11 protein-coding genes are annotated in these 14,828 nt (G+C 48.3%); 5 read left to right on the top strand and 6 right to left on the bottom strand.

The window, feature by feature from the left end; translation table 11 throughout:
• Positions 1-34: 34 nt before the first annotated feature.
• From SMSP2_RS13320 to SMSP2_RS13300, 5 genes are all read right to left on the bottom strand, one after another.
• On the bottom strand, positions 35-1,033 hold the full coding sequence (locus tag SMSP2_RS13320) for a CNNM domain-containing protein (protein ID WP_146684528.1): 999 nt from the start codon (positions 1,031-1,033) through the stop codon (positions 35-37).
• A complete protein-coding gene (locus tag SMSP2_RS13315) occupies positions 1,030-2,241 on the bottom strand; it encodes a hemolysin family protein (protein ID WP_146684527.1) in 1,212 nt (403 codons plus the stop codon). Before SMSP2_RS13315 ends, SMSP2_RS13320 begins: the two co-directional genes overlap by 4 nt.
• A gap of 40 nt (positions 2,242-2,281) precedes the next feature.
• On the bottom strand, positions 2,282-3,337 hold the full coding sequence (locus tag SMSP2_RS13310; protein WP_146684526.1) for a hypothetical protein: 1,056 nt from the start codon (positions 3,335-3,337) through the stop codon (positions 2,282-2,284).
• Positions 3,338-3,349: 12 nt separating this feature from the next.
• The gene (locus SMSP2_RS13305; RefSeq protein ID WP_186804737.1) at positions 3,350-4,987 is read right to left on the bottom strand and encodes an ATPase, T2SS/T4P/T4SS family; all 1,638 of its coding nucleotides are present in this window, start codon (positions 4,985-4,987) and stop codon (positions 3,350-3,352) included.
• A gap of 152 nt (positions 4,988-5,139) precedes the next feature.
• Positions 5,140-6,273 carry a type IV pilus twitching motility protein PilT gene (locus tag SMSP2_RS13300; RefSeq protein WP_146684524.1) on the bottom strand — a complete coding sequence of 378 codons (1,134 nt, stop codon included), beginning with the start codon at positions 6,271-6,273 and terminating at the stop codon, positions 5,140-5,142.
• 417 nt (positions 6,274-6,690) lie between these two features.
• Between SMSP2_RS13300 and nifJ the strand changes: the two genes are divergently transcribed.
• From nifJ to SMSP2_RS13275, 5 genes are all read left to right on the top strand, one after another.
• Complete coding sequence (nifJ, locus tag SMSP2_RS13295; protein ID WP_146684523.1) at positions 6,691-10,239, top strand: pyruvate:ferredoxin (flavodoxin) oxidoreductase; 3,549 nt, start codon at positions 6,691-6,693, stop codon at positions 10,237-10,239.
• A gap of 197 nt (positions 10,240-10,436) precedes the next feature.
• Positions 10,437-10,655 carry a hypothetical protein gene (locus tag SMSP2_RS13290; protein WP_146684522.1) on the top strand — a complete coding sequence of 73 codons (219 nt, stop codon included), beginning with the start codon at positions 10,437-10,439 and terminating at the stop codon, positions 10,653-10,655.
• Between the two features lie 82 nt (positions 10,656-10,737).
• A complete protein-coding gene (cdaA, locus tag SMSP2_RS13285) occupies positions 10,738-11,598 on the top strand; it encodes a diadenylate cyclase CdaA (RefSeq protein WP_146684521.1) in 861 nt (286 codons plus the stop codon).
• A gap of 5 nt (positions 11,599-11,603) precedes the next feature.
• A complete protein-coding gene (locus SMSP2_RS13280) occupies positions 11,604-12,590 on the top strand; it encodes a hypothetical protein (protein ID WP_146684520.1) in 987 nt (328 codons plus the stop codon).
• A 16-nt stretch (positions 12,591-12,606) separates the two neighbouring features.
• Positions 12,607-13,098, top strand: a complete 492-nt coding sequence (locus SMSP2_RS13275) for a hydrogenase maturation nickel metallochaperone HypA (protein WP_222566361.1) — start codon at positions 12,607-12,609, stop codon at positions 13,096-13,098.
• Between the two features lie 69 nt (positions 13,099-13,167).
• On the opposite strand, the gene SMSP2_RS13270 is transcribed toward SMSP2_RS13275, so the two are convergent.
• Positions 13,168-14,514, bottom strand: coding sequence for a PEP-CTERM sorting domain-containing protein (locus tag SMSP2_RS13270; protein WP_186804736.1), 1,347 nt, complete (start codon positions 14,512-14,514; stop codon positions 13,168-13,170).
• Between the last annotated feature and the right edge of the window lie 314 nt (positions 14,515-14,828).

Genomic DNA, 14,828 nt, shown 5'->3' with positions numbered 1-14,828 from the left:
CCGCACTTTTTTTTAGCCGGTCTTGAAACATAAATCAATCGCTGCCTGTTATCAGCATCGCCAGGTCAGCAAGCGTAACTATGCCCAGATTTTTATCATGTCTTTGACCGCTGCCGGCAGTTACAAGCGCAAATTCCGCCTGCCGCTCTTTGAGTCTGGCGATGGCATCAAGGGCTGAGGTCTTCTGTGAGACTGTTTCAATCTTTTTTAAGTGCTTTTTAACAGACACTTCTTCGGGGTCAGTAAGCACCTCATAAATATTGATATATCCTATGATGTTTGCCAACGTTGTTTTATAAACCGGCAGCCTTGTGTGAGGGAACTCTTTGAGAAGCTCAATAAGCTGCTGCCTGTCGGCTGAAACAGAAACACAAACACAGTCCTCAAGCGGGATCATAACACTGGATATCTGTATATCAAATGCCTGCACCGCCATTCGGAAGATTCTGTTGAGCCGCCGGCTGAAATAGCCCTCGTTCCTTGTATCCTGAAGCACATCTGTAATATGCATCCTGCCCAGGGTATAACCCGGATCAGCGGAAAAGCTGCGAACCCGCAGAATCCGTGCCAACAGAGATGAAAACCATTTGAGCAGCTTTATCAATCCGCTCCAGCTGCAGACACTGTAAAAAGACCATATAAACGGCGCAACTTTTCGGGAAAGGTTATCGGCATTGAGATAAAATATGGTTTTGGGCAAAACTTCGCCGAAGATAAATATCAGCGGCCCGCAGATAAAAGTAACATACCTGCCGGCGCTTTCCTCGTCTCTGGTGTATTGCATCATGAAGTATGTCAGCGCTGCGGTGAGCAGGTAGTTTACAAGATTATTGCCTATCAGCACAGAATAGATAAGCCCCTGTGAATCGCTCAAGAGTTTTGCCAGCGTTATATCGCCCACAGACCCCTTATGCAGCTTCAGCCTCAGGCGAAGTCTGCTAAGGCTGTAAAAGCCCGTCTCACTGCCGGAGAACAAAGCAGAAAGCAAAAGAAGAATAACTATTAAAAATCCAAGTACGATATTACCCGTCATTGCGTCAAAACCTTTAACGTAACGCTGGTTATACGAAACTTATTTACTGTATTGACTGTAAACTCGATATTCCTGAATACCGCGACGTCGCCCTTTGCCGGTATCTTTTTGAGGAGCGCCGTTACAAAGCCGCTGATTGTTGAATACCGGTACTCTGAGGGGTCAAGGCCGAATACATTCGCCCAGTCCCTGAAAGGAACATCGCCGTAGATCAGATATTCATTGGGGCCGAGTTTTTCGACCTTTTCTTTTTCCTCGGTATGCGAGCTCAAATCCAGAAGCTCTGTATAAATATCCTTTTCCGTTATAATGCCGGAGACTCCGCCGTACTCATCGACCACCACCGCCATATCACGGCCGCTGCGCTGAAACTGCTCAAGCAGTGATTCAATACTTTTCTGCTCCGGTACATACCACGGCTTGGCCAAAAGCTCCCCGATAGGTTTTTCGGGATTTAATATAACATCTCTAAGGTAAAGGATGCCCTCTATATTGTCTATATTTCCCGAATATACAAGGAGCTTTTTCACTGAATCGGCTTTCATTCTTTCTATCGCCTCCCGGGGTGAAATATCCGGCTCAGCCAGAGTAAGCTCGGTACGGGGCCGCATTATGTGGCTTGCCTTGAGGAAACTCAAATCCACCGCCTCGGAGATTATACTGCTGCCGGTTTTATCGGTTCTGGTCAGCCGAAGCGAGCTTTCGATTAGTTTCTTGACCGTCTGGATTTTTATAGGGGCGTTCTTTTTACGCGGCGGACATATCAATGCCGTCAGCGGTTCAGTAAAGAAAAGCTGGATAAACCTCAGAAGCGGGTAAAAGACTCTGCTGATTACAAAGCACGGCAGAGAAGCAAAGCGGCTGAATTTGACCGAGGCGGCCATTGCAAGAGACTTGGGATACATCTCGCCCAGCAGGATAATCACGCACACCGAAAAAACGGCAAATGCCCCGCTGCTCAGCGGCATTCCATTTGACTGCAAGTTTATCGATATCGCACTGCTGATGGCAAAATAATAAACATTGACCAGAAGATTGGCAAAGAGTATTGAGCTGAGAAGCTGTTTTGGGCTTCTAAGAAGGCGCTTTATCAGCCTGTTTGAGAGGTTGTTTTTGCTCTCGATGACCTCGACATCGGCGTGTTTGAGATTAAAAAAAGCTGTCTCTGCCCCGGACATAAGACCAGAGCAGAGAAGCAGTCCTGTCATTAAAACCAGATCCGGCAAATGTTGGAATATAAAACCCAAATCAGTCTTCAGTTTCCTCTATTCGGGGAAGCTCCATGATGAAATTCTGTTTAAAAGCCAAAGCCGCCGGTTTGCAGCCTTGGGGAAGGTCGAAGACTGCTTTTATGAGGGGATTGTCGCCCTGAACTTTCGTCGAACGCACATCGAATATTTCTACCGGCCCCAGTTGCTGCATCTTGCCTGACTGATTCAGAAAACCGATAGGATATACAGTCTCTGTTTTACCGTCTGAACCTTTCGAGCAGATGATACGAAGCTGGCCCGTAGTAAAATTGATCATATTGTTATACGCAGCTCCTCCCTTCTCAGAACTTCGGGTATTGAGCCTCAAAGCGATTATATGCAGATTTTTCTCGCCGGATTTGTCAACACGTTCGTTTTTGGTCGTTTGAATCAGCTTATTGGCAGGGCCGTAATAAGTTTTGCCCGCGACATTCAGAGCCTCCCTGCCGGCTATAAGACCGATATCTTCACCAAAATGAAACTTATTGATGTAACAGTCATCAACAAAGTTTTCGTGGTACATCCTGAAATTCTTGCCCGAAGAGAACGCGCCTGAGGAGACCCAGCTGAAAAGACCTGTGATCGCATCATCGGCTTTGAGCAGGTTTGAGGAAGATTGAATCTCGCCGTCTCTGAGCTGTGTAGCCGCCACGACTCGCGGATAGAGCCATTTGCCCCCGATAGGAGCCATGGAAAAAGCAACACATATCATGCCCGTTACCAGATAACAGAGAAGTACACTGCTGGACATGCTCACCGCTCTCTTGAGCCACATTGGCAGGTTCAGGTCTTTCTTAGAGATGATCGATGCCACTGCGGAAAGTGCCAGAGTGCTCAGTATAAATATCAGCAGAAGCGATGCCATGTGCGCCATGTTTACTATCAGGCCATTTTTGATCAGCTGTGCCGCCAGAATCTCAAAATAGCTAAACGCTATAAAAATTCCAAGCAGAGTGCTTATCAGTATCGAGAAATACTTCATCGCTGAGGGTTTTAGAAACGCCTCGGCAAGAACAAATATCAGTAGAGCGACAAATATTAAAAGAGGTATCATTTTTTTCTCCTTTTATTTTTTCTTAGGTGCGGAAACCTTAAGTTCACGTATTACTTCATTTATGGCAAGCTCGCCCTGAATAACCTTTTTCATCGCCTGCTCATGCAGCATGACAAGGCCGTTGCGGCGGAGTATCGAGAGCATTTCACGCTGGTCGCCGGCGGCAATCAGCTGCTCTCGGGCTTCTTTCTTGAGCACTATTGACTCCAGGACTCCCAGACGGCCGTAGTAGCCTGTGCCCTGGCAGTGCTCACACTCTACAGGCTTGCCGAAACGGGTGTACTGCACCTCGCCCGGGCGGTAAAGGAACTCAATCTCGTCCTTAATGTTGAGCTTGCGGAGGGTCTCGGGATTGGGCTCATACGCCTCACGGCACTCATGGCAGAGATTTCTGAACAGGCGGGTAGAAACAACACCCACAAGGTTCTTCAATGCCAGTTTTTTATCGCCAACCATCTGCGACCATTTCGCCACGGCATCTACTGTGTTTGCCGCCTCTATGGAAACATAAATGAGTTTTGAAGAAGAGTTTGTCGCGGCTATCTTGGCTGTTTCCGGGTCACTGCAATCGCCAACGGCGACAATGTCCGGACCATAGCGAAGTAGAGTCTGAAGCTGCATTCCGTACGATTTACCCTCGGGGTTGTTGGGTTTGTATATATTCTGCGTCACGCTGTCCAGCGTATCGGCAGGACGTTTTTCCAGGGTTACAATGCTGTTCAGGAACGGATCATGGTTTCGCACCATGGTGTAAAGAGCAGTTGTTACGCCCGAGCCTTTTGGCCCTGCAACGAGGAAAAGCCCATGTTTGAGCGGTTTTAATTCCTTAAGCGGAGGTATCTGCTCTTCGCTGAAGCCAAGATCCTCAAACGTCATCTTCTGCGACTCTTCCTGTTTTACAATCTTTATCTGCTCACCGGCAGTCGAACCGGCGGTGAACAGCTCCCAATCAGTTTTATCGCGGTTTTTACGGGTTGTGAATTTACCCTTTTGCGGCTTTCTGTGCTCATTGACATCCAAATCTGCAAGCTGCTTGAGGAAGTACAGCATGAAGTTAACATCTTCGGCGGCGTATTCCGCTCGCTCATGGGCAACGCCGTCAATGATAAAAGTTGTCTTGTATGTATCCTCTGATCCGGGGATCAATGTTACGATATTTGCCCTTCTATACAGAGCATCGTCCATCAGGCTGCACGTTGGCCCGTAGCCAAAAGATTCTTTAGTTTTGGGCTCGGGAATATCGATAGGGTTGCCGTTAGCGGTTACAAATGTAAAACCGCGGCTTGATTTGCGAAGAGACTTCTCCTCGTTGGAAAAAATATTTTTAATATGGTTTATGGTGAGCACTTTTTCATGGTCTGAAACACGGGAATTCCTGTGAATTATGTATGAAAGGGCTACAGTGCCGGTAGCGAGAAGATAAATCAGAAAGCCTACAACAAATACAGGCAGTGCTATCCACAGAAAAAGCCCTATAAGACCCGCCGCGGCAAAAAGGCCCGTCCACATAGCTTCTTTGGTTTGTACAGAACGGGCATCGTGGTTGATCCAGTTTATCAGGGCAAGCCAGATAAAGAAGATCAGAATAAAAGCCCCAAGTTTAAAAGGGGATGTGTACGAGCCGTAACTGACCTCCAACAGGAAATTCATACTAATCGCTTCATACATAATAAATATCTCTCCAGTCAGTTTTCGTAAGATACGTACCGCGAATGAGAGCAAGAGATAACCTCGCCGCACTCGGGATGTTTCTAATGTTATTCATGTAGTAATTAACTGTATATGTTCTCATCTTTAGGAGTTTAAAGTATCGCACCGGAAGTAGCTCTAATACCCTTGAGAGCCATTTTCAGCTCTTCCTTGTTCGGGGCGTACATCAAGGCGGTATCCAGATCAATAAGCTCTCTTTCAATGAGGTCTCTCAAACTTTCAGTGAAATCCTGCATACCTTCGTTCTGGCTGGACTTGATAACAGACGGTATGTCGGATTCTCTTTCTTCCGAGAGCAGCTTTCTGACAATCGGGCTGCCGATCATGATTTCGATAGCCGGCACACGCTTTGCATGGGACTGAATCCCCTTAAGAAGTTGCTGTGAAATAATCGCCCGAACACACAGAGCGAATGTCTGCCGTGCAAGGTCACGCTCTTCCTGGGGGAACATATCCAGAATACGCTGAATCGTCTGTGCGGCGTTTGATGCGTGCAGTGTTCCGAAAACCAGGTGGCCGGTTTCCGCCGCTTTCATCGCCGCCTCGAGCGTCTCGAGGTCACGAATCTCACCAACAAGAACAACGTCCGGGTCCTGACGCATCAGCGAGCGGAGTGCCTCTTTGAAGTCAACACAGTCGATACCCACTTCTCGCTGGTTTACAATAGCCTTGCGGTCACGGTGCAGATATTCGATCGGATCCTCAATCGTTACAATGTGACAGGCCCTGTTGCGGTTAATCCTGTCGATCATAGAAGCAATAGTTGTACTTTTACCAGAGCCGGTAGGCCCTACAACCAGTACCAGCCCATACGCCGCATCGGAGAGGTCTCCGATAATCTCGGGCAGGTTAAGTTTCTCAAAAGGAGGTATCCGCGAGTCAATACGTCTCGCAACAAGTCCAATATAACCCTTTTGACGGAAAACGTTTACACGAAAACGGTCTATATCTGTCAGAGCATGGGCAAAGTCTATCGCACCGTGCTCCATGAAGAATTCCTTCTGTTTAGGAGTCAGAAGCTCGAAGATCAAATCCTCCATGACCTCTTCGCTCAACGGTTCGGCGTTGGTGGTTTTGAGGTTTCCGCTTATACGCATCTTGGGCGGCAGACCGACCTTAAGGTGAAGGTCACTGGCTTCCGCGGCAACAAGCGTCTTGAATAACTTGTTTATCTTCAGAGGCTTACCAACCTGCTGGTGGCTGTCTATAGGCTGGCCTTTAGTCATTTTATTCTCCGGCTTAACTAAACTATAAAATATTACAATCATGAATTTTATCCGATTAACGCGGCTATGTCAATATGTTCGATTTTTATTTACCCCGCCATTTCAGCGATTCTAAATACGCGGGATACGGGGCGGGAAGTTTTAGACCGGCTTGAGACCGGCTTGAGTATCCTGGCAAATGATGCGCGGTTTTTTGACACCCCTGCGGCCAGTGTTGAGGTTAAACTAATACCTAACAATAGTTTAAATCATTTCTAATTATCTATTGCTATTATAGAATTTATATGTAAAATGCGGAGTTCATGATTTTCTAATTATATATAGTACATCATTAAGAAGAATTCTATTGTAATACATTCGTCTTTTAATTTAATCAGGCGGATTTTGAGAACAGATTTAAATAAATGTGGAGACACTATGACAACTAAAATGGTAACTATTGACGGCAATATGGCCGCCGCTCATGTTGCACACGCAACCAATGAAGTTATCGCTATTTATCCGATTACTCCCTCTTCTCCTATGGGTGAGGTTTCGGATGCCAAAACAGCGAAACATGAAAAAAATATCTGGGGAACCGTCCCATCGGTAACTGAAATGCAGTCCGAAGGCGGCGCTTCCGGCGCGGTTCACGGGGCACTCGCCGCGGGAGCTTTGACCACGACATTCACCGCTTCGCAGGGCCTGCTGCTGATGATACCCAACATGTACAAGATCGCCGGCGAATTGACACCGACGGTTTTCCATGTTTCCGCAAGGTCGCTGGCCTGCCAGGCTCTCTCGATCTTCGGCGATCATTCAGACGTAATGGCATGCCGCCAGACGGGATTTGCCATGCTCTGCTCCAATTCTGTGCAGGAAGTTATGGACTTTGCCCTGATCTCTCAACAGGCAACACTTGCCTCGCGGGTGCCGTTCCTGCATTTCTTCGATGGCTTCCGTACAAGCCACGAAATATCCAAGGTTAAAGAACTTACATTCGAAGAGATGAAAGCTGTCATAGACAACGAGCTCTTTATCGCTCACAAAAAACGGGCATTGTCTCCCGACAGGCCGATGATATCCGGCACCGCTCAAAACCCTGATGTGTATTTCCAGGGCCGCGAGACGGTCAACCCCTACTACACGGCATGTCCGGATATTGTACAGGCTACAATGGACAAGTTCGCCGAGGTAACCGGCCGCCGGTACAACCTCTTCGATTATGTCGGCGCACCGGATGCCGAAAAGATTATTATTATGATGGGCTCAGGTGCCGATACTGCACACGACACTATCGAAACACTCGCCGCCCAGGGAGAAAAGGTCGGACTTATAAAGGTTCGCCTTTACAGGCCTTTCGCTATTGACCACTTCATAAAAGCCCTGCCCAAGACAGTTAAGAAAATGGCTGTTCTGGACAGAACCAAAGAGCCCGGCTCTGTCGGCGAACCTCTTTACGTTGACGTCCGCACGGCTATCGGCCAGGCGATGAGCGAAGGTACGTTCCAGTTTGACGGCTATCCCCTGATCATCGGCGGCCGCTACGGTCTCGGCTCAAAAGACTTTACGCCCGGCATGGTCAAAGGCGTATTTGACAATCTCGACGCTAAAGAGCCCATAAACCATTACACTGTCGGCATAAATGATGATGTTTCAAATACAAGCATTGACTACGACCCGAAATTCGAGCTCGACACAGGCGCATACAGCGCGATGTTCTACGGCCTGGGCTCTGACGGTACTGTCGGCGCCAACAAGAACTCGATTAAGATTATCGGCTCACTGACCGACAACTACGCCCAGGGCTACTTTGTGTACGACTCAAAGAAAGCCGGAGCAATTACCGTTTCTCACCTGCGTTTTGGCAAGAAACTGCTCAGGACGCCATATCTCATTTCACACGCTGACTTTGTAGCATGTCACAACCCGAGCTTCCTCGAAAAATACGACATGCTCAAAAATGCCAAGAAAGGCGCAACCTTCCTGCTGACAAGCGAACACAGCGCTGACGATGTCTGGGACACCCTGCCGGTAGAAGTGCAGAAACATATTATCGACAAACAGCTTAAATTTTACGTAATCGACGCGATCAGCATCGCTGAAAAACTCGGCCTGGGAGCCAGAATCAACGTCATCATGCAGACGGCTTTCTTCAAGATCAGCAACGTGATAGATGTCGATACCGCTGTAACCGCGATTAAAGACGCTATCAAGAAGAGTTACGGCAAAAAAGGTGACAAGGTTGTTCAGATGAACAACGATGCCGTTGATGCCGCGCTTGATAAGATAGAGCAGGTTAAGGTACCCGCAGAGGCAACAAGCAAGATGAAAATGCCGCCGGCAGTTTCTGATAATGCACCTGATTTCGTTAAGGATGTTACCGCGGTCATCATGTCGGGCAACGGCGATGACCTGCCGGTCAGCAAGATGCCTTGTGACGGCAAGTTCCCCACCGGCACAACCAAATACGAGAAGCGTAACATCGCGGTCAATATCCCCGTCTGGGAACCCGAGCTTTGTATTCAGTGCGGCCAGTGCTCACTGGTATGCCCGCACGCCGCGATTCGTATCAAGGCGTATGAAGAAGACCAACTCAAGGACGCTCCGGAAACATTCAAGAGCACCGATGCCAAGACCAAGGCGTTTGCCGGCATGAAGTTCACCGTTCAGGTAGCTCCGGAAGACTGTACCGGCTGCGGCGCGTGTGTTTCGAACTGCCCGGGCAAGGCCAAAGACGATTCAGGCAAAAAAGCCATCAATATGGAACACCAGGCACCGCTGCGTGACACCGAAGCGGCTAACTGGGACTTCTTCCTCTCAATACCGGATACAGATCCTTCAAAATACAAAGCCGCCTCAATCAAGGGCAGCCAGTTTGTACCACCGCTCTTTGAGTTCTCCGGCGCATGTGCCGGCTGCGGCGAGACGGCATACGTCAAGCTCGTTACACAACTCTTCGGCGACAGGGCACTTATCGCAAACGCTACCGGATGTTCATCAATCTACGGCGGCAACCTGCCCACGACACCGTACACTAAGAGAGCAGACGGACGCGGGCCGGCATGGTCTAACAGTCTCTTCGAAGACAATGCTGAATTCGGTATGGGCATGAGGCTTGCCGTGGATAAATTCCAGGAAGAGGCCATCGAAATGCTCGATAAGATCGTTGAAAAAGGCTGCTTTGACGCCGGCGCGGCCGACGAGATAAAGGCCAGCATCAGCGTTAAACAGCAGGACGAGATAGAGCAGCAGAGAACCAGAGTTGACGCACTCAAGAAGGCGTGCATCGACTGCGGCACCGAGACAGCCATAGCCCTCGAGGCAGTGGCGGACTATCTCGTTCCAAAGAGCGTATGGATTATCGGCGGCGACGGCTGGGCGTACGATATCGGCTACGGCGGACTTGACCATGTACTGGCAAGCGGCAAAAATGTAAACGTTCTGGTGCTCGATACCGAGGTTTACTCCAACACCGGCGGCCAGATGTCAAAATCCACCCCGCGTGCCTCAACTGCCAAATTCGCGGCCGGCGGAAAGACAATGCCCAAGAAAGACCTGGGTATGATAACCATGACCTACGGCGGCATTTATGTCGCACAGGTATCCATGTCCAACCCAAACCAGGTTGTTAAAGCAATGGTCGAGGCCGAGGCTTATGACGGCCCGAGTATCATTATCGCATACTCGCATTGTATTGCACACGGTATCGATATGACTCACGGACTGCTTGAGCAGGACAAGGCTGTAAAATGCGGTCACTGGCCGCTTTACAGGTATAACCCTGATCTGGAGGCAGAGGGCAGGAACCCGCTGACAATCGACTCAAAAGAGCCGGATTTTGAAACCTTTGCCGATTACGTCTTCGGCGAAACAAGGTACAGCTCCCTTAAGAAAATCGACCCCGAAGCGGCTCAGTCCCTTGTTGAGATGTCGAAAAAAGACGCCCAGTTCAGAGACGCAATGCTGAGGAAATTAGCTCAGTAATTCGTTTTGTACTGAAAACCATCAGATTCAAACAAAAATGGCGGTGAACCGGATTTTAACTGGTGAGCCGCCATTTTTATTTACGCCACAGGTGAAAATAGCGTAAATTTTCGATTGACAGTCGGTTAAATTATTGTTACTATCACTTTCTCAATGCTATAATACGTGAATTGCATATAAACTTTACAGAGGATAATATGAGCAAAGTAACATTAATGTCGGCAATAGCGATATTTACAATAAGCCTTTTTCTCAGCGGTTGCGGCTGGGACGGCACAGACAAGACATCTGCCGAAATCAGCAGAAGCCAGAGGCGCACTCTGAAAACTGACATGAAGCAGCTCAACGATGATATCAACGGGCCGCTGCTGCATATCGACCAGCCCAGCAGGCTCAGCGACAGGTACGTACGCTAAATACCGATGAATTATTAGGGGTATCAGACTATGAGATAGCTGATGTCCGGCAACCTTTTTTGCTCCAGGAGTTTAAAGCCGGATGGATTTAGAACCGCTTATATATTATTTCAACAGGGTGCTCACCTATGATCCCTTAGTAGTCATAGTAGAGCTCTTTCTTGTTGGACTTGTAGTAAGCTGGGTAGTCAATTTCCTTGAAGGCACACGCGGTGAAAGACTTTTCAGGGGGGTATTCTTTGTTCTGATCACCGGCTCTCTTGTTCTTAACCTCGTTGTTGACAGGTTCGGCCTTGAACGTATCCAGTTCATGTACAAGGGTTTCCTGATTGCTATGTTAATAGTCGCGGTCGCGGCTTTTCAGCCCGAGATTAGGCGGGCACTGATCAGCATCGGCCAGGCAAAGTTGCTTTCTCCTAACCGCAGGCACATGAGCCTGTGCATTGAGGAAATAATATCCGCGGTTAAGGACATGTCTAAATCCCGAACCGGAGCTATAATCGTCATCGAGCGGCAGGTCGGATTGGCCGAGTTTGTCGAGACGGGCGAGCGAATAGACGCAAGAATCACCGCGGGCCTGCTCAAGACAATATTTTACGAGGGGACACCACTCCACGATATGGCTGTTGTAATCCACGGTGAGCGTATCATCGCCGCCAGTGTTCAGCTGCCCCTTGCCGAAAGCGGGTCTATAGACGTACTCCAGCTCGGTTCAAGACACCGCGCAGCAATAGGAATCACCACCGGCTCTGACGCTATGGTCGTGGTTGTAAGTGAGGAGACGGGGATTGTCTCAATCGCTGAGGATGGAAATCTAATCAGGAATGTCAAAGAATCCGCACTTAGAAAAAGGCTCTCTAATGCTATATCTGGTGATGAGAGCAGCGACTGGTTCTGGTCGCGAAAGAAAAACGGTAAAGACAAAAACAAGAAAGAGGCATAGAAGCTATGTTATCCAGAATCCGAAAATTTCTGCTGATAATCCTCTTAACGCTGCTCATATGGGTGTGGGCCGATATTTCCAGCGATGTTACACTTGAAAATGAAAGCGCCACCATCTCTGTTGACAGAGGCGGAGTCCGCGATGTCTGGGTGAGCATCAATGAAAGTGACCATGCCTCGATCGTTATGGATTTGACAGGGCCCAATTCTAAAGTCCAGAAGCTCCAGCTGAGAAATGAAAGTCTGGATATCAAGTTCAACCCGCTCACTTCAAATGCCGTCGGCAGCGAGCCGGGCGTGTACACCCCGCCGGTTGAGACAATACTTAGGCAAAGCCCTGAATTTATGGAGCTTGGCCTTACGCTTGAGGCATGTGAGCCGGTCACTGTAAGCATAAAAGTAGAAAATCTTGTAAAAAAACAGCTCAAGGTGGTTTGCATAAACGAAAACGACGTTATTGTACCCAACGCCTCGGTGAAGCCTGCCCTGATATACATGTATGTCTTTGATGACTGGCCCGAGGATAAACTAAAGGCATATATCAAACTTACAAACCCTCAGCAGCAGAAGGCCTCAAGAGAGGAAATAACTCTGATGCCATACGTTGAGCTCTCACCCAAAAGATACGTCTATCACCAGGAACCGGTTTACGTGTCAATCGAATCTTCTCAGGAGATAAAGACCGCTGATATTATCTCAGGCCCGAGGATCGGATACACATTCCCCGCCGACATGGCAGGCAAATATGAGGTACAGGTAGAAGAGAATGTACGTGATTTCCAGTACATGGCCACAGAAGAGGCAAAAGAGATTTTCCGTCAGCAGCCATACCACCTCCTGCTGGAAATAAAAAACACCGATGCCCAGGGCGAGCCGGTAACGCGGCAGTTAAAATACAATTTCCCACCCCAGGCTTACAGTCAGGGACAAATCGGCCCCCGAGAGAATCAGTCCGTTCCTTCAATAAAGTTTAGGCTTATTCCTTACCAGTAAACCAGGTATCCGACTGATGAAAGACTACACAAAATACCAATTCAGCAGCAAAAAAGCCGGCACAGCCGACAAAAGCGGCAATGATAAAACTGAGTTAAAAAAATGCAGGGACTGCGGAAGCGAGGTGAGCCGGCAAGCCCGAATCTGCCCATCATGCGGAGCACCCGATCCGTGGAAATCCAGCTGGAACGGCTACGGTTTTGAGTACAAATCTCGGGCAAAACTATTTGGCATACCCCTGCTGCACGTCTCGTTTAAATACCTCAACAGAATGCCCGTGCCGGCAGTGGGAATAATTTCAGTCGGCCAGGTAGGATTGGGCATTATTAACATCTCCCAGTTCGGCCTGGGAATTTTTTCAGTTCATCAGTTTGGAATTGCAGGAATATCAATAAGCCAGTTTACAATATCCTGCACGGGAATTACACAACTGGGCATATTTATCTTTAGAGGTATAGGCCAGATAACAATGGATCTGATGCCGGAGGTTTTGGCTCCGATGTTTTAAAAAACCTGATTGCCCCCACGAATGCTCAATCGCCTTTGTGAAACCAATCAGGTTTTCTCGCCCGGAAGTTTATTGTTTTCTCTTCTTGAAAGCCGCGGCGGCTAACGCACCAAAGCCCATGAGAAGAGCTGTCGCCGGTTCAGGCACCGCGTCCGCGGTCAAAACCGTATATCCGGCAAAATCGCCGGCCGAATGGTAAGTGATATTATAATCAAAATTCCTGACAGCATCGGTTAAGTCAACCCAAAGTTCTTCGCTTTCGTCCCAGATATTGATAGAACCGCTCGCGGAGTCCGAATAGTCCAGCGGAGTGTAAGATGCGTCATAAGAATCAAGAAGGCCCAGGAACGCCTCAACCGACGCATCACCTTCACCGGCAAGAGCAAGCATACCGCCGGAAGAAAGATTGATTGAACTGTCATTGTAAAGGTAAAGATAATCAGTAATTACAAGGCCGCCCTGTGATATGGCAAGGCTGCCGACATTTTGCTGGTCCTGACTATATCCAAGTCGGGTCAACTCAGCGGCAATGTAAGAGCCTTCGCCCTCAACTGAAACATTTCCCGTTACATTCTGACTAATCGAGGAATACTGATCGTCGCCGATAACAATCCCCTGTGTGTCAACAAAACCTCCGCCGGAAACATTTAAAGTTCCTTTTGAGTTGTCTCCTGAATAACCAACGTAAATCGAATAGGTGTTTACCCACCCCGAACCGCTGCCGCTTAAAGAAACGGTGCTGTCAGAAGTTCTACCGATAACGGCGTCTTTTGAAATTATCATCCCGGAGTTGGTCACATTAAAAATAGCATTGGACCCCCAGCCGGCATAAAGATAGTTGTTGTTGACGTTTAGGCGCGATAAGGGCCCGTCAACGTTAACATAGGTTACACCTGATGCATTGTCGTTGCCGGCTCTCATCAGGTTTGTTCTGGCGGTGACACTGCCGCCGTTTGAGATGTCCAGACTGCCGGTGCCCGCCTGGCTAACCGTAATAGATGTATAACTGATCGATGAATTGATACCGCTGACAGAAACACTGCCGGAAGCTGTTGCCGCGTTGCTCACAATCAGAGAGCTTGTAGAATAGACACTGCCCCCTCCGGAAACGGTCATGGAACCGCTGCCCTTTTGACCTACGGAAGTCAGACCTGTGTTCCATGAGCCGGCATTGACAGTAACACTGCCCGTAACACCGGCACTGTTTGCAATAAGACACGTACCATTGGTTACACTGCTGCCGCTGGTGATACTTAGAGAGCCGTCAGCCGTTCCGCCGACAACCGGTGAGGTGGAGGCTGTCCAGCCCGCCGGATTGGCAGGGCTAACGTCGCCTGTAGCTGTTATGGCTCCAAATCCTGTCCCGATAACACAAATTAAAACACTGGTAAACACAAAATGCCTGATGCTTCTCATAATTTTCTCCCTGTTGATTGAGTTGTAAACATCTTTTGTCTGCGCTACACTATACGCAGACCGCATTGTTGCACTTTGGAGGAAAAAGAAGAGCTATTAACACAATCTCTCTCAGTCTTTCTGCTCACGTGCATTCATCAAATACTCCATGATACTATAAACAAAAACGCATGTTGTCAATAATTTTTATTTTTTTTGTGTAATTAATTTTCATTGGCACTATGTAAACTTAGCTTATAGAGAGGTTTATATCTATCTCTATGTATATTTATCAAAATCGCCCCGGTAGAGACGCAATGCTTGCGTCTCTTTGC

Origin of the sequence: Limihaloglobus sulfuriphilus (assembly GCF_001999965.1) — a bacterium.
GTDB classification, from domain to species: Bacteria; Planctomycetota; Phycisphaerae; order Sedimentisphaerales; family Sedimentisphaeraceae; genus Limihaloglobus; species Limihaloglobus sulfuriphilus.
The sequence above is the reverse complement of the archived record's forward strand: the minus strand, read 5'-3'. Positions and strand labels throughout refer to the sequence as shown.